Origin of the sequence: Brachyspira hampsonii (assembly GCF_002214805.1) — a bacterium.
Classification (GTDB): domain Bacteria; phylum Spirochaetota; class Brachyspiria; order Brachyspirales; family Brachyspiraceae; genus Brachyspira; species Brachyspira hampsonii.
Map to the genome: position 1 here is coordinate 2686985 of NZ_CP019914.1, position 20672 is coordinate 2707656.

The window sequence follows — 20672 nt, forward strand, 5'->3', positions numbered from 1 at the left end:
TTTTATAATAAATTAAAATAATTAAAATTTCAATTATTTATTATAAAATAAATATTTTTGACAAATATTGTATTTTTTTATATAATAGAAAATATTAAAATATTTATTTTTAATAATCAATATGTTTTTTGAAATAGCTGTTAGGTTATCAATTTATTATAATCTATATTTTTATTAAAATATTATTTACACAATAGGATTTTTATGAATATATCAATACTGCTTTCTTCTATAATAATTATTCTTTGTATAATAGTGAGTAAAATTTCAACTAAGGTTGGAGTGCCGTCTCTTTTGCTTTTTCTAGTTTTGGGTATGATATTTGGTACTGACGGGCTTTTAAAAATAGAGTTCGACGATTATAGAGTTGCTGAACAATTATGTACTATAACATTGATATTCATAATGTTTTACGGCGGATTTGGTACAAATTGGAAAGCTGCAAAACCTGTTGCAAACAAGGCATTTCTTTTATCTTTTATAGGTACATTTATAACATCTATGATAACAGGTGCTTTATGTCATTATATTCTTAAATTTGGTTTTTTTGAAAGTTTTTTAATAGGTTCTGTTATAGGCTCAACAGATGCCGCTTCTGTATTCTCAATACTTCGTTCTAGAAATTTAAACCTTAAAGATGGTCTTGCTTCATTATTAGAGCTTGAAAGCGGAAGTAATGACCCTATGTCATATATGCTTACAGTTATATTTCTCGGACTTATAGGAAAAACTTTAACTAGTCCTCTTTCTATTTTGTATATGGTTTTTGCCCAGATAGTTTTTGCCTTGATAGTTGCAGCATTAGTATCATTTTTAGCTTATAATATGCTTAGGAAATTTAGATTTCCTGTAAACGGATTAGATACTATATTCACATTAGCGGTGGCACTTCTTTCATATTCTCTTTCTTCTATTATAGGCGGAAACGGGTATTTAACAGTTTATATAGTAGGAATAGTATTAGGAAATAGCAATATTAAGAATAAAGTTACTTTGGTTCATTTCTTTGACGGAGTTACAGGACTTATGCAGATGGTTCTATTTTTCTTGTTAGGACTTTTATCATTTCCTTCAAGAATATTCAATGTGGCTCCTACAGCTGTATATGTAGCGTTATTTGTGACATTTGTAGCAAGACCAATTGCCGTATTTTCTATATTAACACCATTTAAAATTTCATTTAAAAAACAGATTCTTGTTATGTGGGCTGGACTTAGAGGGGCAGCTTCTATTGTATTTGCAATATTTGTAATAGTTAATAATAATTCTATAAGCTATGATATATTTCACATAGTATTTGTACTAGCAATTTTATCTGTACTGCTTCAAGGTACGCTCCTTCCTTTCATAGCCAAAAAGCTGGATCTTGTAGATTCTGGAGAAAATGTACTTAAAACTTTCAATGACTATGTAGATGATTCGGATATGGAGCTTATACAGGTAAAAATACCAAATAATCACCATTGGATTGGAAGACCTATTATGGAAATAGAGCTTCCGGAAGATTCGATTATAGTAACAATAGAAAGGGGAGGGGACACTATTATTCCTCATGGAAATACAGTTATTGAAAAAGGGGATATTGTCATACTTAATGCTAAAAGAACAAAATATTATGATATGAGTTTAAGAGAAATAAATATTAACAGTAATCACCCTTGGAAAAACAAGGAATTAAAGGATTTAAATCTTCCTAAAAATAATTTGGTAGTTATGATAAAAAGAGAAGGTGGAAGTGTTATTCCTAGGGGAAATACAGTTATTAAAGATAAGGATGTCGTTTTAATTAAAGATGTATAAATTTTTCATTTTATTTTTTACCATACTATGTATGAATGGTTATAATATATAGTATTTTTCATAAATAATCTCCCACTTTTATTTAGCTTTATTTTTATTAAAGCTAAATAAAAGTGACTTTTTTTATTTAGCTATAGAATAATTATACAGTCTTAAATAATCTAGAAATCTAATATAACAGATTTATTTCTTCCTGTTTCTTTTGCACTATATAGTGATTGATCCGCTTTATTTATAAATGTTCTTAATGATGTATCTTTTTCTTTTATTGCTCCGCCTAAAGAAGCTGTTGCTTTAAGGGAATACTCTTCAGTAGAAAAATCAGTTTCTGTAATAAAGTTTCTTATTTTTTCCATAGCTTTAAAAAGATCATTTTTATCTTGTATATCAAATACAACAATAAATTCTTCTCCTCCATATCTTGCAAGTACAGATTTATTCTCTATGCTTTTTAAAGAATCCTTCATTGCTTTTGATGCTAATTTTAATACATGATCACCTACATTATGACCATAAGTATCATTGTAGTGTTTGAATTTATCTAAATCTATTATTACTATAGAATATATTTCATCTGAAGTTTCTTTTTCTTGCAGATATTTAATAATATATCCTCTATTGTATAGCCCTGTAAGTTTATCTCTGTTCGCTAAAAATGACAATTTTTCGCTATATAATATTATTGAAAGATAATTAATAAGTATTAATATATCATTTTTATTTTTATCCGTATTTATTATTATAGAACCGAATTTGTTTCCTCTGGCAGATAAAATATATTCTCTATTATTTTCTTTTTCATTTATGACCAATTTATTTTCCGATACATACCATAATCTTGATTCGGCAGTATTATCTTTATGAAAATATATTGCAAAACTTTTTATAAAATCTTTAGAACTAGCTTCAAAAGTTTTTATTATTCCGTCTACAGAAAATGGTTCTGGTATTTCATTTAATATGTTTATTACTTTGATAATATCATTCATAATAAAAATATTATACAAAAATAAATATAATTGTAAATAGTAATATAATAAAAATATATAAATTTAAAAAAATAGAAGGACTCTTGAAAGAATCCCTCTAATTAGTTTTAATATTAATAGTTTTTATCTTCTTCCTCTTAGGAATTTCTTTATAGGTATAAAATCAGCAGGATTAAGTGCCACGCCATTTCTTCTAACTTCAAAATGTAAATGACTTCCTGTAGATCTTCCTGTACTTCCCATTCTTCCTATCATAACACCAACACCTACAGTAGCACCTGCTCTTGTAGTTATAGAGTTAAGGTGTCCGTAATATGTTGTATATCCTTTATCATGACGAACTATTACCAAGTTACCATAACCGCCGCTGTATCCTGCAAATATTACTTTTCCTTTTCTGGCGGCATATACAGGGGTATTAAGTCTTCCCGGTATATCAACACCCATATGTTTAGTTCTAACTCCTGTAATAGGGTGAACTCTATATCCGAATACACTGCTTATTCTAGTGATGGTTGTAGGAAGGCTAAACATTTGTCCGAATTTATCTATTCTTTCATCTAAAGTATATTTAGCTCCCGGTAAAAATATATCTTCTCCCACTTTAATATCATTAGGATTGCTTATTTTATTAAAGGAAAGAACTCTATTTAATGATACATCATATCTTTCAGCAATATCTTCTAGAGATTCATCTTTTTTTATTGTATATAATAATCCGTTACGATTAGGTATAACAATTTTTTGTCCGGGTCTTAATCTATTTGCATTGCTTATTTTATTTACACTTACTAATGTATCCAAATTAGCACCTATTTTTCTTGATATTGTTGTTAGATTGTCTCCTTCTTCTATGATATATTCATCATATTTCATCCCTATAGTGCCGTCTCCGACTAAAGTGTTATCTGAGGTTATAGAGTTGTAAAATATATCTGTAGCATTTTCTAGGGTTACTGCTGATGTTACAGTAGGAACTTCAGATATACTTGAAGTATTATAACTTACTTCTTCAGGAGATATTTCATCTAATACTTTAGAATATGCTGCACTAGTAGGCATTTTATCTTTAGGAAGAATTGCCGCATTGGAAGTATGGCGTATATTCATTATTAAAAAGTTAGATAAAATCATAAATAATGATAGCGATGCTGCAGCTAATGAAAATTTTTTGATTATTGATATGAAAATATTATTTTTTTTACCTGTATATCTTGTAGAATGAACATAAGTTGTTCTTATTCTTTGAATACTATTTGATTTAGTAAATTGAGATTTGATTTTAAATAATATATCTTCTATATGCGAAAAAATATTATTATTTTTGCGAATTTTGGTGTACTTAAATTTGTTATTTTTCATATTGTTACTGTTAAATTAATACTTATTTTATTACTAATAAATAATCCATTTTAATATACAAATATTTTATAGTATTGTCAAGTATATAATTCTTTTTAATTAAATTTTTTTGTTAATTATATAATCGGCAATCTCATTGAACGAATTTAAATAATAATTGTTATTTAATTCTAACAAAATATTTTTATCTGTTATTCCGTATAAGACTAACAAACATTTTATACTTGAATTACATGCGAATTCATAATCCGGTATTCCGTCTCCAATCATAACTGTTTCATCTTCTATTAAATTATAATCTTTTTTCAAACTGTACCATATATTTACATCAGGTTTTCTGTATGAATAAATACCGTCTCCTATAACTGCTTTGAAATATTTTAGTATATTTAGTTTTTCTACAGTTTTTATAGCCATTTTATTAGGTTTATTGCTTATAACAAACATATTAATATTATGATTGTATAATAATTCTAAAGTTTCATAAACTCCATTATATGCTTTAGTACTGTCTACACAATGTTCTTCATAGTATTTTATATAGTATTTATATACTTCTTCTTCGATTTTCTCATTATGACTGTATTTATTAACAGCTCTTTTGATAAGAAGTTTTGCTCCGTTTCCAACAAACTTATGAGTATCTTCAATTGATATTGTTTTTAAGTTAAAATGTTTTAATGAAGCATTAACACAATTATATATGTCTGATATAGAATCTGCTAAAGTTCCGTCTAAATCGAATATTATATTTTTTATCATAATTAATCAGCTATTTTTTAACATTTCCCTGTTTTGTATTTTTTTTATTTCTCTAACAGTATTATTTCTAAGTTCTTTTAATTCTCTTTTCAATCTTCTTTTTTGATATGATTCTAATCTGTCTATAAATGATATGCCGTTTGTATGATCTATTTCATGCTGAAGTACTTTAGCTATGTAATTTTCAGCATCAAGTATCTGTTCATTGCCTTCTTTGTCCAAATATTTTACTTTAATTTGAGTATATCTTGCAACATCATCTCTTATTTCAGGAAATGAAAGGCATCCTTCCTCTAAAATTTCTTTTTCTTCTCCATGCCATATTATTTCCGGATTTATTAAAGCCAATTTAAAATCAGGCTTTGTTTCATCATCAAAATCAGGTACAGATATAACTATAAGTCTTTTTAATATTCCTACCTGAACCGCAGCAAGTCCGACCCCTTTCTCTTTATACATAGTTTCAAACATATCATCTATTAAAGTGAGTATTTCATCATCTATTTTTTCTATTTTTTCTGATACTTTCTGCAGTCTTTCATCTCCGTATATTACTAATTTTCTTAGCATATTATCTCCCAAAATTATATATATTTATAAAATAAAGATATTATTTACAATTATTATTAATTAATATTAAATCTAATATATAATATTAAATTTTTTATTTATAGTCAAGTGATTTTTTAGTTTACATAATTTTTTTGTTAATTACGGTTTAAAATTATAAAATTCCTTTGACAAATGATTTTTTTGTAGTAGAATAAACTTTATGATGAGAGTTGCTTATTTTGATTTGGATAAAACTATATTAAATAAAGATTCTATATTTCCATTTATGATGTTCTATTTGAAAAAGAATCCTTCAAGTATAATGCATTATATGGCTTTGATACCTTATTTTTTATTATTTTGTTTAAAAATAATAGATAATCAAAGTATTAAGTACAGAATAGCTCATATATTCAAAAATATAGATATAGAATTCGGAGATAAAATAGGTAAAGAGTTTGCTGATGAAATTGTACCAAAATTATACTATAAAGATGCTTTAGATGAAATAAAAAAATTAAAAAATAATGGATATACATTAATTATGGTTACAGCAAGTTTTGAAATTTATGCTAAGTATATAGCATCAAATTTAGGCTTTGACAGATGTATGGGTACTGAATTATGGACTTTCAGGGGAAAATATACAGGATATATGTACGGTAAGAATTGTTATGGTGCTGCCAAAAGATACAGATTATTCACTGAGCATTTTTTCCCGCATCATAGCAATAAAAATATAGCGTATAGTGATTCTATAAGTGATTTACCTCTTTTTAATTTTGCCGACACTAAAGTATGCGTTAATCCTGATAAGAGATTAAAAGAGTATGCTTTAAAAAATAAAGATAAAGGTTTTACTATAGTTAATTGGAGATAGTATGCTTGAAAATATTAACAATATCTATGATAATGCGGCAGTAGATGAGGATATTAAAGATATCATAAAAGAAAATAATGATGTTATTGCAGAAAAAATTAACAATCTTATAGATATAAATGATATTTCTTATGCCAAAAAATTAGCTTTAGAATTAATAAAAAAAGATAATAAATACAAATACGGATATTTAGTTTTAATTGATATTTACTATGAAGAAAATGATTTCAAGTCTGTAATAGAACTTATTAATAATGCTCTTAATTTTATAAAAGATGATAAGGATTTGCTTGAAAATAAGATAGAGGCCCTTATAAGTACTTATGAATATGAAGAAGCTAAGAATGTAATAGAAAAGCTAATATCTTTAGGTAATGCTGATTCAAGTGTTTACGGACAGTATGGAATTTTACTTTCTATGGAAGGAAAACATAATGATGCTATAGAAAAATATAAAAAAGCCATATCAATAGATAATGAAGATGTTTTATCTATGATTAATATGTCTGTAGCTTATAGGGCATTATATAAATATGATGATGCTTTGAATATTTTAGACAGGGCATTAACTATAAATAAAAATGACCAAAATATTATAAACAGAATAAATAATATAAAATATTTAATAAATAATTCAAAGTTTGAAATAGGAAAATTAACAGCAATACAGGCTAATCCTGACAGATTTAATTTGATGGTTCCTGAGACTTTTAATGCCTCTATAGACGGAGCAGTATTAAAAATAGAAAGTCCTGATAATAGAATATCAATAATAATCAGCTATAGTGATAAAAAATATGATGAAGCTGCTATAAGAGAGCTTTTTGACGGATTTAGAAGCAGGAGAGGGGAGCTTTACTCTATAATTACTCCTATATCCATAAAACAAAGAGAAGAATATAATGATTTATTTGCAGAGTATATATTCATTTCAAAGATAAATAATAATGATTTCTTTAATGCCATAGCGGTAGTTGGTAAGGTAGAAGAGTCTATAATACTTACAATATCATCAACTGTTACAGTAAGCAGTCATTTAATATCATTTGCTAAAGAAGTTATGAATAGTTTGTATTTTAAGTAAAGTAGTATATAAAATTTTATCATAATTTAACATAATATAATCCTAAAAAATATTAAAGCAGTTTTTCATTAAACCGACAATATTTATAAGTATAATTTTATAATTTAGAGGTTATAACTATGAATATGTTTGCTGATACAACTTATGCTAAAACTATGACAGTAGCAAAAAAGCTTTTAAATGTTTACGGACTTAGAGCTGAGGTTATAGCAGATAATATAGCAAATGTATCTACTCCAAATTTCAAAAGAAGCGATGTAACTTTTGAATATCAGCTTGCAAGAGCTTTAGATAGTGAAAATTATAATGGTATGGAAGCTAAAAGAACAGATTCAAGACATTTTCCTTTTAATATGCCTATGGATTATAAACAGGTTGCACCTACTATTACAGTAGATTATGATACTAGCTATAGAAATGATAAAAATAATGTTGATATAGATAAAGAAATGGCAGAAGAAGCTAAAAATACTTTAAGATATCAAATGTTTACGCAAATAGTAAATGCTCAGTATAGAGAAATAAGAAGAATGATAGGCAATGCTTAATTTGTACTGCTTAAATTCTTGAAGGAGTAACAGAAATGGGAATATTTTCAATTATTAATACATCAGGAAGCGGTTTAACTGCTCAAAGAACTAGACTTGATGTTATAGCAGATAATATAGCAAATGTTAATACAACACGCACAACAGAAGGCGGAGCTTTTAGAAGAAGCAGAGTAATATTCAAGCCTAGAGATGATGGCAACAAATACAGAAGTCCATTTTTACCAGAGGCTTTGCAGCCTAATGTTGGCACAGGCGTAAGGGTATTCAGCATAGAAAAGGATATGGAAACTGCAACTAGGTTTGTATATGATCCTTCTCACCCTGATGCTATTAAATACGGTGAAAAAGCCGGATATGTAGAAATGCCTAATGTTAACCCTGTTACAGAGATGGTTGATATGATGGAGGCTTCAAGAGCTTATGAGGCAAACTCTACTATGATTCAGTCTGCTAAAACTATGTTTGGAAGTGCTTTGAATATAATTAGATATTAATTTTTTATAATGGTAAGGATATTTTATGAATATTAATAGTGTAATGAACTCTTATAGTGCTAGTACAAAAACAGGAAATGTCGGCGATAATTACGGATTTATACTTAAAACTAGAGATCCAAGACATTACGGACCTGCTCAGCAGTTAAGAAGAAGTTCAAGCAATGATTTAATAAGTAATTTTGGTACAATGTTAAGCGATGCTATTGATGCTGTTAATCAGAAACAGGTTGACAGAGACAATATAATAGTTCAGGCTGGTATAAGACCGGATCAGGTTGATGTATCCGATGTGATGAATGCCATTGCTGAAGCTGAATTATCTCTTAGCTTTACAAAGGCTGTAATTGACAGAGCGGTTAGAGCTTATCAAGAAGTAACTACTTATAGATAATAAATTCATCAAATAAATTAGTAATAATGAACAATAATAAGCTGTTCTCCTTCAAAAAAGAGTTATTAAGGGCAAGCGTTTATGGTGTAATAGCCATAGCGTTTGCCAACTTAATTTTCTTTTCAATCTATAACAATAATCAAATATATATAACTATAATTTTAATAATACTTGAAATAATAACTCTAGTATTTTTATATATTGATGCCTCAAATATTAATAAAAGAAAATTATTATTCATAAAAAATAATTCTGTATTGGAACATAATATAGATAAAAAAGTAAGCAAAGAAAATATAATAGACAGATTAAAATATTTCGGATATAGTATGTATTCTATTAATTCATCAAGGGTTTTCATAAATGCTGAAGTTATAAAAAATAAAAAATCTATTATAATACATGCATACTATTTCTTTTTAGTTGATATTGATAAAGATGGAGAGGCAGTTTTAAACAATATAAGAAATGAATTTAATGAAATATTTGATTTGTATATAGATGATAATCAAAAACTTTTCAGAAAAGATGATAATGATAAAGAAAAAATAGTAAAAGCTAAATTATATAATCATGCGGTTTTTATTTTTTATGGTGATAATATACAAAGCGGAATAATAGAAATGTCAGAATATGGATATACTAAAGAAAAATTATTAAACAGTAATGCCCAAATATTCACTGTATCATATTTGCCAAGTAATAATAAATTATACTTTGCCGATGCTATAGAAAATGTAGTCAATATGAATAAGTTTCCAAAGAATGATTTTGTTTATATAATCAAAGATATTTTTTCATTATAAACATAAATTAATAATTTAAATTTACATCGAATCTGTCATTTAAAAGCGGAATAATATTTATAACAGGCTCTTCATAAGGGTGAACTTCTTTCATAACTTTTATAATATTTTCTATATTTTTGGCATCTGTTGAAAACTCTACCTTATCTTCAGGAGCTTCTGATATTTCATTAACTTTTCCGTCAAATGGATTAGCATTTTCTAAAGGACGCCAATAACCTGTAATTTTTGTTACAGACATTACATTATCATAATTTCCAACACCTAATGCCCCTATATCATTTAAAGCTTCTCTGAGTTTTTGTGTATATTCTTCAGGTATATATATTTCTATTTTTACTTTTTTTATATTCATCAATATTCCTTTATTTAAAATAAAGAGCATAGTAAAAATACCATGCTCTTCTTTTAATCATATTAAATTATATTATTTTGTTTCTGTTAAAGTACCATTAATTTTTATTATATTATTTTCAAAAGTAGCTTTAAGATCTCCTTTCCAATAAGGATTTCCATCTTTAGCTTTATCAACTATTAAAAGAGCAGAATCTGTATTAAAATCAAAATCATTTGTAAGCGGAGTTTCGCTTCTTTTGAAGTTTTCAGTACCGGCACCGATTTGGAATACTCCGTTAGCATCAGATTTCATTTCAAATACATAAGGTTCTACTGTTTTACCGCCTGCATGTACAAATCTGATAGTAATAACTCCATCATCGCCTTTTGTAATACCTGTACCTGTAACTTTAGGACCTGTAGTACCATCAACAGTTCTTTGAGCTATACCGGAACCAGACATACCGTCATCAATATATCTTGATGCATTAGCTGTACCGAATAATAAGAATTGTCCCATACTTACTTCCATTCTGTTATTTAATACATTGTTGTCAGCAGATCTGTATTTGTTTAATAAGTCTGGTGTTCTAGTAGGTGTAGAAGCTCCTGTAGCAGCATCTATTTTACCGTCTATGTCTCCATAAGAACCTGTAACTTTTAAATAAGCGTTGCTGCTTATTGAAGCATTATTAGTATCTCCAACCATAGCTTGGAAATCAATAGTTAATGTTGCAGCTTCTGCATTATTAGCAGCTGCTGCATCATTAGCTGTAGTTGTTTCTGTTTTTTGACCGCCGCATGCGATAGCTAAAACAGAAATGACAAAAATAATAAAAATCTTTTTCATTTTTACCCTCATTTTTATTAAAATATTTTGCAATATTGTAATATATTGTTTATTTTATGTCAAAAAATTATTAATATTTTATTATAATAATAATTTATTTATTTAAAAAAATACGATTTTATAATAAAATTGGATTATAATTTAGCTTTTAGGAGAATATATGCAATATTTGAAAGAAACGATTATTTGGAATAATAGTTTATTAAGGTACTTGATATCGTTATCTGTATTTATTATTAGTTTAGTTTTAATGAATGTTATATTAATATTTTTTATGAAAATATTATTAAAACTTAATACAAAATTTCAAAGCACATTTTTATACGAGCTTGTAAAAAGTATTAAAAAAAGAGTAAGACCTATTATATTTATGGTATCTTTATCTTTTGGAAGGGTTGGATTAATACTTCCTAAAGAGGTTGGAACATATTGGATAAAAATACTTATTGTACTTATAATAATATTTGTAATAATGTTTATATGTGATATTATAAGCAATTTCAGTAATAATTATTTGTCTAATAAAAAAGGTGTTGTAATATCTGACGGTATTATCACAATATTAAAAGCTTTAATATGGGTTATTGGATTTTTAACAATACTTTCAAATTTGGGAGTTAATGTTAATACTTTCATAGCTGGACTTGGTATAGGCGGTGTGGCTGTTGCTTTTGCGGCACAAAGTATAATAGCCGATTTATTTAATTATTTTGTTATAGTATTTGACAAACCTTTTTTGAAAGGTGATTATATACAGATAGATGCTGATAAAGGTGTAGTTGAATATATAGGCATAAAGTCTACTCGTATAAGAAGAAACAGCGGTGAACAGCTTTTAATATCAAATACTAATTTACTTGCTTCAAGAATACAAAACTATAGAATATTAGAAAAAAGAAGACAGTATATGATGTTGGGGGTTGAATATTCTACTCCTTTAGAAAAATTAAAAGTGATACCGGATCTTTTAAAGAGAATTATAGAAACTAATAATACTGAATTTATAAGTGCCAGATTTATAGAGTTTGCTGATTCTTCTCTTAATTTTGAAGTAATATACTATGTAAATACTGCAGAGTACAATGAGTTTGTAAGAGTAGTGGAAGATATAAATTATAAAATAATAGATGAGTTTAATAAACTTGGTGTAGGATTTGCATTCCCTTCAAGGACTTTGTATATAAGCAAAGAATAATATTTTTTAAATAATAGCTTCATACTTAATTTAAGGAGTTTATTTATGAATTATACTTTAAAATCTTCAAATATAATGCCTAAATTTGGAATAGGAACTTGGTGTATAGGAGAAGTTGAAACAGAATTTAAAAAAGAGTCTGAAGCTATAGCATTTGCTTTAGAAAATGGTGTGAGGCTTATAGATACAGCTGAGATGTACGGAAATGGAAAAGCTGAGTCAATAATAGGAAATGCTTTAAAGACAGTAAATATAAAGAGAGAAGAGCTTTTTATAGTTTCTAAAGTGTATCCTCATAATGCCGGAAGAGATAAAATATTTGATAGTTTAAAAGCATCATTAAAGCGTTTAGGATTAGATTATTTGGATATGTATCTGCTTCATTGGAGGGGAAGAGTACCTTTAAGTGAAACAGTTGAATGTATGGAGACAGCAAAAAAAGAAGGGCTTATAAATGATTGGGGCGTTTCTAATTTTGATATTGATGACATGAAAGAGCTTGAAACTGTAAAAGATGGCGATAAATGCACAGTTAATCAGGTATTATATCATTTAGGTTCTAGAGGTGTTGATTATTCTTTAGCTCCTTATATGGAGGAGAGGAATATTGCTTTGATGGCATATTGTCCTTTGGCACAGGCAGGAGGATTGGGTAAGGATATATTAAAAAATGATACTCTTTTAAGCATAGCAAAAAAACATAATGCTATGCCTTCTCAGATAGCTTTAGCATTTATTATGAGTTTTAATAATAAAATAGCTATTCCTAAAAGCTCTAATAAAAAACATTTGATAGAAAATATAGAGTCGCAAAAAATTAAACTTGATGATGAAGATATGGTACTTATAAATAAAGAGTTTCCAAAACCAAATAAAAAAATGCATTTGGATATAGTATAAATAAATATATTTTAGTTATTAAAATATTTTATTTATGCTATAAAAACAACTTTTTAAATTTTTAGTTTTATTTATATAAAAATGTAGTGGTTTTATATATTATAAATAATATTAAACTATAAAACATAATTAATTTTTTTATTTTTAATAAATTAATATTTTTGTAATACTCGTTTATTATAGATAATATGATTTAGTAGTTTTATAATTTTCTATTTCAGTTTCTATTTTTTGTAAATAATTATTATCTAATTTAATAAAATTGATTATTTTATTTTTCATTATTAATAGTGAAAGTTTTATTAATATGTCTATAAAAATTACATTTGAAGTATCATATTGAAAATTGGTTTTATTATATATAGATTTAGAAATTTCTATCCCATTTCTTTTTATAAATTCTCTGTAAATATCTCGATATTTCTTATATGGAATATACCATGCTATATTTTTAGCTAAGGATTTGATTGAATATTATAAACAAAATGGATTTATTCATTTTTTCTCCAATTTTAAAAATAAAATATTTAATGATTATTAATAGTTATTATTTAAATTTTTCTCTAAATCTATCACGCCATTTTTGAAAAGGCAGAAGTCTTCCTATATCCCTTCTTTTTTTGTAATCTATAGATATATTAATCTGTATTCCGAATATAACTATTTGAAGTACTTTATCACTGCTGTATATTCCAAATAGTTTTATCCAATTACCTTTTAAACGCACATCATCATAATCATAAAATTTCTGTTTTAGTATTGTTTGAAAAGCTGTGATAGGCTCATCTCTAAACCAAGGCGTGTATTGATAGTATTTCCAAAACTCATCTATTAATAATGAAGTTCTGCAGTTTTCCATCCAAGGCTTATCAAATCCTAAATAATGAATAATAATAAGATCTTCTAAATTACTATTTTTATAATGATATCTTTTATCAGAAAAAAAAAGCCATTTTTCAGGTACATATTTTATTTTATCTTTTAATACTTCATTTAATATATCCTGATCTCCAAAACAAGTTTGATAATTTTTTTCATAATAATCTATAAATTGCTGTTCTATATTATTTTCTTTCCATAATTTATTATTTATTAATAAAAAACCAGAACAAAAATATTTATTATTATTATTTTTTTTTTCTAATTCTTCTAAATGTTTAACAACAATAGCATAATAGTTTTCAAAATCCATTAAAAATAATTCTCTCAAACTTCCTGTAACTACTAAATCAGAATCTAAATATAAGATTTTATCAACATTTGGTATTAATGTAGATATTGATAGTCTGTAAAACATTGCAGGAGAAAAATATAATTTAGCAGATGTTTTTTCAAACCATTCATTGTACCTTTCTATATCCGGTGTGTAGAATTTTATTTCGCAGTCTTTTATGTTTTTTAGTGATAATATTTTCTCTTTATTTTCTTTAGTTATTCCGCCGTCTATTAAATGAAATGTTATTTTTTCATCTTCTAGGCTATTTTTTAATACAGATGCAATGGCTGTACCCATATATGGAGCATAATTATTATCAGATGTAAAACATATATTCATTTCTAACATTATAGCTTATTTCCTGTATATGTTGTTATCATGAAAGTAATGATATCATCAATTTTATAATTTGCAAATTTAAATTTATACTTTATAATAAATGCAAAATATTTATAGGTTTTATATGGTTTTTCTTTATAAAAGATTTGGAGATAAAAGCAATAGATTATTGCAGAATATTCATTTTGAGGCATATTGTAAACATAATGATATTGAATATCATAATTTAGAGTTTTATGATATGGAAGATTTTTATGGTATAAAAGATAAATACAGCTTTAAAAAAATCCCTCCTATACTTTTACCTCCTCTTAATACTAGATATGCAATTATTGAAGGTATATCCAATTTTTGTAATAAACTTCATATAAAAAATTATTTAATATATGATTATATGGATATTAATTTAAGAGAAAATATTAATTTATATGATAGCCAGATACTAGCAAATAAAAATAAAACTATATTTGTTTCAGGCTGGGATTTTAGAGTTACAAATTTGGTATATCAGTATAGAGATTATTTTGTAAATAAATATACTCCTATTAATCTAAACTCAGAAGAGTACAATAATATAAAAAATAAATTTGCAGATTATGATTTGAAAGTTGGTATTCATATAAGAAGAGGCGATTACAAAGTTTGGAATAATGGCAAATATTATTATGAAGATGAGGTTTATAATGATAAGATAGAGCAGTTTTATAATTTATTCCCGAATAAAAAAATTTTGTTTATAATTTTTTCTAATGAAGAGATAACCCTAAAACCAAATCATGATTATGTAATTTCAAAATGCAATTGGAATGAGGATCACAGCTTACTGAGTTTGTGCGATTATATAATAGGGCCTCCTTCAACTTTCACCCTATGGTCTAGTTTTATTGGAAATGTTCCTCTTATGTGGATAAATAATAAGAATGATATAGTTTCTATAAAAGATAGTTTTATAAACAGTAATATTGGTATAACACCTTAATTTTTATTTTACTGTTTATTTTCTTGTAAAAAGACCTTTTATTTGTCTAATTATTCTTTTAATTTCTCTAGTGATATTATGTTTTAATGAGAAAGGTATTAAATTAAATCTTTTAACTGCTATTTCAAAGTCCGCCTGTGCATCACATTTTATTTCTTTAGGATGAATTAAATTTTCGTAATCTATAGGATATGTTTTTCTGTTTGCATTTTCATCATTTGGATTTCCAGTATGAGTAGAATCTTCCCCAAATCCTATATTAGAAGTTAGATTTAAACTAGGGTTAATACATATACCGTCTTTTGATATTATGCAGTAAGTCCATTGATAATCCCAAGTATTAATATCCGCCGTTCTATAAAACCAATTCTGCCAGTAATCTCTTATATTAAAGTCTTTATATCTTTTTTTAAGAGTTTTTTTAGTATCTTTATAGCTTATAGTTTTCATCGTTGAGTCATAATATTTCCAGGCTCGTTTCCAAGAAGCCCAGCCCCAGCAATGCTGAACAGTGGCAAAATAATAACTTGCTTCTCCAACTTTTCTATCTAAAGGAGAGTCTCCAGCAATATGCATTATTCTTTCATTATCTTTATAATAGTCTAGTAATTTTTCACAGTAATAAAAAAATGAGTTTTCTGCTATTATGTCATCTTCAAGTATTATCCCTTGTTCTTCATTATCAAAAAACCAAGTTATAGCAGTTGCTACTCCATTACAGCAGCCTAAATTTTTATTTTGAAATAAAGTTTTTACTTCGCATTCCCAATCAATGGATTTTAAAATACTTTCTCTTGTGTCAATACATTTTACTTTTTCTTCATCATTTCTCCATCCGTCTGCAGATATATATAATTTTTTAGGCTTTACTTTTCTTATAGTGTCTAATACTTTTAATGCGGTATCTTTCCTTTTGAAAATTATTAATAGTATTGGAGTATTAAACATATATTATCTCCAACATTATTAATTTCAATGTATTTTTCTTTGCAGCTAAAATGCCCCATATATTTAAAATATGGGGTAGTGAAATATATAATTGAGTTATTATTGTTATTGTTGTGTTGTGTTGTGTTGTGTTGTGTTGTGTTGTGTTGTGTTGTGTTGTGTTGTGTTGTGTTGTGTTGCATATAAAAACCTTTATTTATATTAACTTCAGTATTAAAAAAGTCAATATATTACCTTCCTGTAAGTCCTGATTTTCTTAGTAAATATCTTCTTACTTTATCACGCAATTTGAATGTAGGTATCCACCAAACAATTTTATCTATTTTTTTTCTTTTAGCATTATTTTCTTCATATGTTTGATTTCCGCCTGCTTCTATCCATATTTTATTATTCTCTTCCCAATATTTATTGTAAGTTCCCCTCCAAAATTTTTGAGGACCTATAGCATGTATTATATGAGCCTCATTAGCTATTTTGGAAGTGGGATATGCTCCGTAACTTTCAGTTAAATCATAAACTTCAATATTAAACTCTTGTATTAATAAATTTATTATGGATTGATCATTGGTTTTATATTCTTCTGCTTTTTTATAACACCATTCTGTCATAATTTCATGTCTTTCCAGATTATCATTGATTAGTAAAACAGCATCTATTATTGAAATTTTATTTAAATCGTATTTTTTTACTAATTTAATATTATCATCCGTAAAATTTCCGGATATAGGCATTTTATTTGGAAAATATATAGTTGATATATTTTTATTTATATTTATTATTTCTGAAATATCTTTTTGTATAACTATATCAGTGTCTGTATAGAAAACTTTTTGATAATTGTCGAGTAAATTAAATGCTTCAAAACGTGCATAAGCGAACACACTGAAATTGTTTAATTCTTTTAAATCCATCATTTTTTTTGAAAATGGAGACTGATATATTTTGATAATTATTCCCCTGAATATTTTTTTAAGAGCATTTTCATCATTAGGTTCTAATTTATCAGTATAAAATATAATATCATATTCTTCATCTTTTAAGTTTTGAAATAGATATTTTTTAGCCCCTATTATAACATTTCCAGCTGCAAAGGCTTCGTTTCCGGTAGAGCATAAAAGCAGAGCAATTTTCTTTTTCATAATTTTATATCCATTTTTATTGTTGTATTTATAATATAGTATAATGATGAAAAAGTAAATAATTTTATATTTTTAAATTATAAATGTTTTATGTATTGTTTATTATCAAAAAAGATATATAATATATTCATATTAAAAATGAAATATGATATTAAAGAATATAAATTAATATTAAGGAGAAATAAATATGGCAGAATTGCGTTACAACCCATTGCTTGGAGATTATGTTATGATAGCTAGTCATAGGCAGGCACGTCCTCAGATGCCTAAAGACTATTGTCCGTTTTGTCCCGGAAGCGGAAAAGTACCGGATACTTATGAGGTTCTTTGTTATGATAATGATTTTCCTGCTTTATCTTTTGAGCCTCCTTATCCAGATGAAGTAGATAATGGTAAAATGTTTAAAACAGCTCCTTCTATAGGTAAATGCGAAGTTATTTTATATTCTCCGGATCATAATACCACTTTACCAGAACTTCCTGTAGAGCATATTGCTAAATTGGTAGCTTTATGGCAGGAAAGAATGAAAGTTATAGCAGAAAATAAAAAAATAAAATATATTATGCCTTTTGAAAATAAAGGGGAAGTTGTAGGTGTTACAATGCCGCATCCTCATGGACAGATATACGGCTACAGTTGGATACCTTTAAGAATTAAAAGAAAAATAGAAATGGCTTCAAGCTATTATAATACTAACTGCAGAAATCTTTTTATGGATATGATAGAGCAGGAGTTAGAATACAATAAAAGAGTCATTTTTGAAAATGATCATTTTATATGTTTTTTGCCTTTTGCATCAGAATATCCTTATGGTATTATGATAATGCCTAAAAAGAAAACACTTTCAATAACTGATTTTAATAAAGAAGAAAGTTTGTCTCTTGCTGATGCTTTGAAAAAGGCTACTTCTACATTAGATTTGTTATTTGATATGAAGTTTCCATATATGATGTGTATGTATAGTGCACCTGTTAATGACGGTTTTAATTACAGCGATATATGGAATTACCATATAGAATTTTTCCCTCCTATGAGAAGTAAGGAAAAACAAAAATTTAATGCTTCTTCTGAAACAGGAGCTTGGGCACCTTGCAATCCTACAAGCCCTGAGGAAATGGCTGCCCAATTAAGAACGGCATATATTAGATATATGGGAATGTAAAACTTGCTTAAATTTACTATTATAATACCGCACAGAGTTGGTGAAAATATAGAAAAAACATTGGAAGGGGTATATCTATCTAATTACCCTAAGGAAGATATCGAAATTTTCCAAGCTGAGGGTACGCACCCTACAGTTCAAAGAAATGAATGTATTAAACAATCATTAGGAGATATTGTATACTTTATAGATAATGATTCTATTGTAAGTGCGGATAATATCAAAGAAGCTAGTATTATATTTGAATCTAATGAAAATGTTGCCGTAGTAGGTGGACCTGCTATTCATAATGTTAATTCACTTACAGAAATGTATATTGACAGATGTATGAAATCTTATTATGCTGTTGGTCCAATAGCAAATAGATATAAATCTAATGATGAGGATATGAAAGAGGGTACTGATAGAGATGTCATACTTTGTAATTTGTTTGTAAGGCGGAATGTATTATTTGAGGCTGGGCTTTTTAATGAAAGATTGTACCCAAATGAAGAAAATGCTTTGATAGATAAAATACTTTCTTTAGGATACAAATTAATATATAATCCTAAAATAATAGTTCATCGTCCTCCAAGATCAAATTTAAAATCTTATATAAAAATGCTTCTTAATTATGGAAGGGGCAGATTTGAGCAATTATTCAGAGATTTTAATGTTAAAAATTTAATATTTATTTTACCGTCATTATTTGCTGTTTATATACTTTCAAGTCCTATAGTATTAGTTATTTATCATTTTTCTAAATTAGATATATTGAAATTTTATTTTCTTCCATTATTAGTTTACATAATAATGACTTTTTTTGCCGGCGTTGTATATTCTTTATGCGATAAAGGCTTTATATCAAAAATTCTAGGTATATTCATATATCCTTTTATGTTTTTTATTACGCACTTTTTTTACGGACTTGGATTTTTTTATGGGATCATTAGAATAATAACTAAATTTAAAAGAGTTGCTACTTTTTCTATAAAAAAATATAAATCTTTTGGCTAAAAAATATATTTTGTTTATCTTCAAAATATAAGTATATATTTTTATATTGTGTTAATTTGATGTATATATTAGAATATAATAAATTATTTATGATATATAGTTGTTATTATTAATATTATTATATTAATAGTATATATTATTTATTAGAAAATATTTAAAAAATATAATAAAGTTTGTTTTTTATTAAAATAAATATTTGCAAATTATAATTATTTATGATATACTCTAGAGAAACTTATATTAATTTAAAAAAAGGTTATAGGTGTCAAGTACATACGAAATAATAACTTTAGATGGTCCTTCCGGGGCAGGTAAAAGTACAATAGCTAAATTATTAGCCAAGAAATTATCTTTTAAATACTTAGATACAGGAGCTATGTACAGAGCCGTAACCCTATATATGATCAAGCATAATATTAATATAAATAATAATATTGAAGTCATATCAGCTCTTAATAATTTAAGTATTAACTTTGATAATGCCGGCAGAATATATTTAGATAATGAAGATGTAACAGAGGCTATAAGAAGTATGGAAGTTGTTAATCTTGTTTCTAAGGTTTCTTCTATAAGCATTGTAAGACAGAATATGGTATCTCTGCAAAGAAAAATAGCAGAAGGCGGTAATTATGTAGTAGACGGTAGAGACATAGGCAGTGTAGTATTCCCAGATTCCAAATATAAGTTTTATATGGATGCTTCTTTAGATGAAAGGGCTAAACGAAGATATAATGAGGAATTATCTAAGGGTAAGAATATTAGTTATGAGGATATTCGCGAAAGTATAAGAAAAAGAGATGAGTTTGACTCAAATAGAGAGGATAGTCCGCTTGTTGTACCTAAAAATGCAAATATAATAGATACTACCAGCATGACTATTGATGAAGTTGTTGAAAAAATTACTAATGTGATTTTTAATATAAAGTCTAATTAAATAT

The 20672-nt window shown here is 26.5% G+C and carries 22 protein-coding genes; 13 read left to right on the forward strand and 9 right to left on the reverse strand.

The annotated features are described in order from the left end of the window. Positions 1-204 precede the first annotated feature (204 nt). Complete coding sequence (locus BHAMNSH16_RS11785; RefSeq protein WP_008729676.1) at positions 205-1800, forward strand: potassium/proton antiporter; 1596 nt, start codon at positions 205-207, stop codon at positions 1798-1800. 161 nt (positions 1801-1961) lie between these two features. Here BHAMNSH16_RS11785 and BHAMNSH16_RS11790 read toward each other — a convergent pair whose 3' ends face one another. From BHAMNSH16_RS11790 to def, 4 genes are all read right to left on the reverse strand, one after another. Continuing rightward, positions 1962-2789, reverse strand: a complete 828-nt coding sequence (locus tag BHAMNSH16_RS11790; protein WP_008729723.1) for a GGDEF domain-containing protein — start codon at positions 2787-2789, stop codon at positions 1962-1964. Between the two features lie 123 nt (positions 2790-2912). Further along, the gene (locus BHAMNSH16_RS11795) at positions 2913-4151 is read right to left on the reverse strand and encodes a M23 family metallopeptidase (protein ID WP_069731883.1); all 1239 of its coding nucleotides are present in this window, start codon (positions 4149-4151) and stop codon (positions 2913-2915) included. A gap of 99 nt (positions 4152-4250) precedes the next feature. Next, a complete protein-coding gene (locus BHAMNSH16_RS11800; protein ID WP_069731882.1) occupies positions 4251-4913 on the reverse strand; it encodes an HAD family hydrolase in 663 nt (220 codons plus the stop codon). Between the two features lie 6 nt (positions 4914-4919). Then, positions 4920-5483: a peptide deformylase gene (gene def, locus BHAMNSH16_RS11805; protein ID WP_069731881.1), complete on the reverse strand. Its 564-nt coding sequence runs from the start codon at positions 5481-5483 to the stop codon at positions 4920-4922. Between the two features lie 202 nt (positions 5484-5685). On the opposite strand from def, the gene BHAMNSH16_RS11810 reads away from it, so the two are divergent. The 6 genes from BHAMNSH16_RS11810 to BHAMNSH16_RS11835 all read left to right on the forward strand — a co-directional run bounded on the left by BHAMNSH16_RS11810 (position 5686) and on the right by BHAMNSH16_RS11835 (position 9674). Next, the gene (locus BHAMNSH16_RS11810) at positions 5686-6345 is read left to right on the forward strand and encodes an HAD family hydrolase (protein ID WP_008728604.1); all 660 of its coding nucleotides are present in this window, start codon (positions 5686-5688) and stop codon (positions 6343-6345) included. A gap of 1 nt (position 6346) precedes the next feature. Beyond that, positions 6347-7429 (forward strand): tetratricopeptide repeat protein, encoded by a 1083-nt coding sequence (locus tag BHAMNSH16_RS11815; protein ID WP_008728605.1) that lies wholly within the window; start codon positions 6347-6349, stop codon positions 7427-7429. A 119-nt stretch (positions 7430-7548) separates the two neighbouring features. Further along, complete coding sequence (gene flgB, locus BHAMNSH16_RS11820; protein ID WP_008728606.1) at positions 7549-7977, forward strand: flagellar basal body rod protein FlgB; 429 nt, start codon at positions 7549-7551, stop codon at positions 7975-7977. Positions 7978-8012: 35 nt separating this feature from the next. After that, a complete protein-coding gene (flgC, locus tag BHAMNSH16_RS11825; protein WP_008724603.1) occupies positions 8013-8474 on the forward strand; it encodes a flagellar basal body rod protein FlgC in 462 nt (153 codons plus the stop codon). A 25-nt stretch (positions 8475-8499) separates the two neighbouring features. Further along, positions 8500-8868 carry a flagellar hook-basal body complex protein FliE gene (fliE, locus tag BHAMNSH16_RS11830; RefSeq protein ID WP_008728607.1) on the forward strand — a complete coding sequence of 123 codons (369 nt, stop codon included), beginning with the start codon at positions 8500-8502 and terminating at the stop codon, positions 8866-8868. A 26-nt stretch (positions 8869-8894) separates the two neighbouring features. Next, the gene (locus tag BHAMNSH16_RS11835) at positions 8895-9674 is read left to right on the forward strand and encodes a hypothetical protein (RefSeq protein WP_069731880.1); all 780 of its coding nucleotides are present in this window, start codon (positions 8895-8897) and stop codon (positions 9672-9674) included. A 7-nt stretch (positions 9675-9681) separates the two neighbouring features. On the opposite strand, the gene BHAMNSH16_RS11840 is transcribed toward BHAMNSH16_RS11835, so the two are convergent. Further along, positions 9682-10029, reverse strand: a complete 348-nt coding sequence (locus BHAMNSH16_RS11840) for a YqfO family protein (RefSeq protein WP_008724609.1) — start codon at positions 10027-10029, stop codon at positions 9682-9684. Between the two features lie 72 nt (positions 10030-10101). Beyond that, positions 10102-10860, reverse strand: a complete 759-nt coding sequence (locus BHAMNSH16_RS11845; protein WP_008728608.1) for a hypothetical protein — start codon at positions 10858-10860, stop codon at positions 10102-10104. Between the two features lie 160 nt (positions 10861-11020). Here BHAMNSH16_RS11845 and BHAMNSH16_RS11850 point away from each other — a divergent pair, with 160 nt between their 5' ends. Together BHAMNSH16_RS11850 and BHAMNSH16_RS11855 are read left to right on the forward strand one after the other, a co-directional pair. Then, on the forward strand, positions 11021-12055 hold the full coding sequence (locus BHAMNSH16_RS11850; RefSeq protein WP_039954438.1) for a mechanosensitive ion channel family protein: 1035 nt from the start codon (positions 11021-11023) through the stop codon (positions 12053-12055). A gap of 45 nt (positions 12056-12100) precedes the next feature. After that, complete coding sequence (locus BHAMNSH16_RS11855; protein ID WP_008728611.1) at positions 12101-12955, forward strand: aldo/keto reductase; 855 nt, start codon at positions 12101-12103, stop codon at positions 12953-12955. A 547-nt stretch (positions 12956-13502) separates the two neighbouring features. On the opposite strand, the gene BHAMNSH16_RS11860 is transcribed toward BHAMNSH16_RS11855, so the two are convergent. Continuing rightward, complete coding sequence (locus BHAMNSH16_RS11860; protein ID WP_069732250.1) at positions 13503-14519, reverse strand: glycosyltransferase family 8 protein; 1017 nt, start codon at positions 14517-14519, stop codon at positions 13503-13505. A 115-nt stretch (positions 14520-14634) separates the two neighbouring features. Here BHAMNSH16_RS11860 and BHAMNSH16_RS11865 point away from each other — a divergent pair, with 115 nt between their 5' ends. Beyond that, complete coding sequence (locus BHAMNSH16_RS11865; RefSeq protein WP_069732251.1) at positions 14635-15489, forward strand: alpha-1,2-fucosyltransferase; 855 nt, start codon at positions 14635-14637, stop codon at positions 15487-15489. Between the two features lie 15 nt (positions 15490-15504). Here the strand turns inward: BHAMNSH16_RS11865 and BHAMNSH16_RS11870 are convergent, their stop codons facing one another. Next, complete coding sequence (locus BHAMNSH16_RS11870; RefSeq protein WP_069732252.1) at positions 15505-16437, reverse strand: nucleotide-diphospho-sugar transferase; 933 nt, start codon at positions 16435-16437, stop codon at positions 15505-15507. 230 nt (positions 16438-16667) lie between these two features. Then, positions 16668-17576, reverse strand: a complete 909-nt coding sequence (locus BHAMNSH16_RS11875) for a glycosyltransferase (RefSeq protein WP_069731503.1) — start codon at positions 17574-17576, stop codon at positions 16668-16670. A gap of 187 nt (positions 17577-17763) precedes the next feature. Here BHAMNSH16_RS11875 and galT point away from each other — a divergent pair, with 187 nt between their 5' ends. The 3 genes from galT (at position 17764) to cmk (ending at position 20668) form a co-directional block, all read left to right on the forward strand. Beyond that, complete coding sequence (galT, locus tag BHAMNSH16_RS11880; RefSeq protein ID WP_069731504.1) at positions 17764-18738, forward strand: galactose-1-phosphate uridylyltransferase; 975 nt, start codon at positions 17764-17766, stop codon at positions 18736-18738. 3 nt (positions 18739-18741) lie between these two features. Then, on the forward strand, positions 18742-19734 hold the full coding sequence (locus tag BHAMNSH16_RS11885; protein WP_069731505.1) for a glycosyltransferase: 993 nt from the start codon (positions 18742-18744) through the stop codon (positions 19732-19734). Positions 19735-19996: 262 nt separating this feature from the next. After that, a complete protein-coding gene (cmk, locus tag BHAMNSH16_RS11890) occupies positions 19997-20668 on the forward strand; it encodes a (d)CMP kinase (RefSeq protein ID WP_008731698.1) in 672 nt (223 codons plus the stop codon). Positions 20669-20672: the final 4 nt, after the last annotated feature.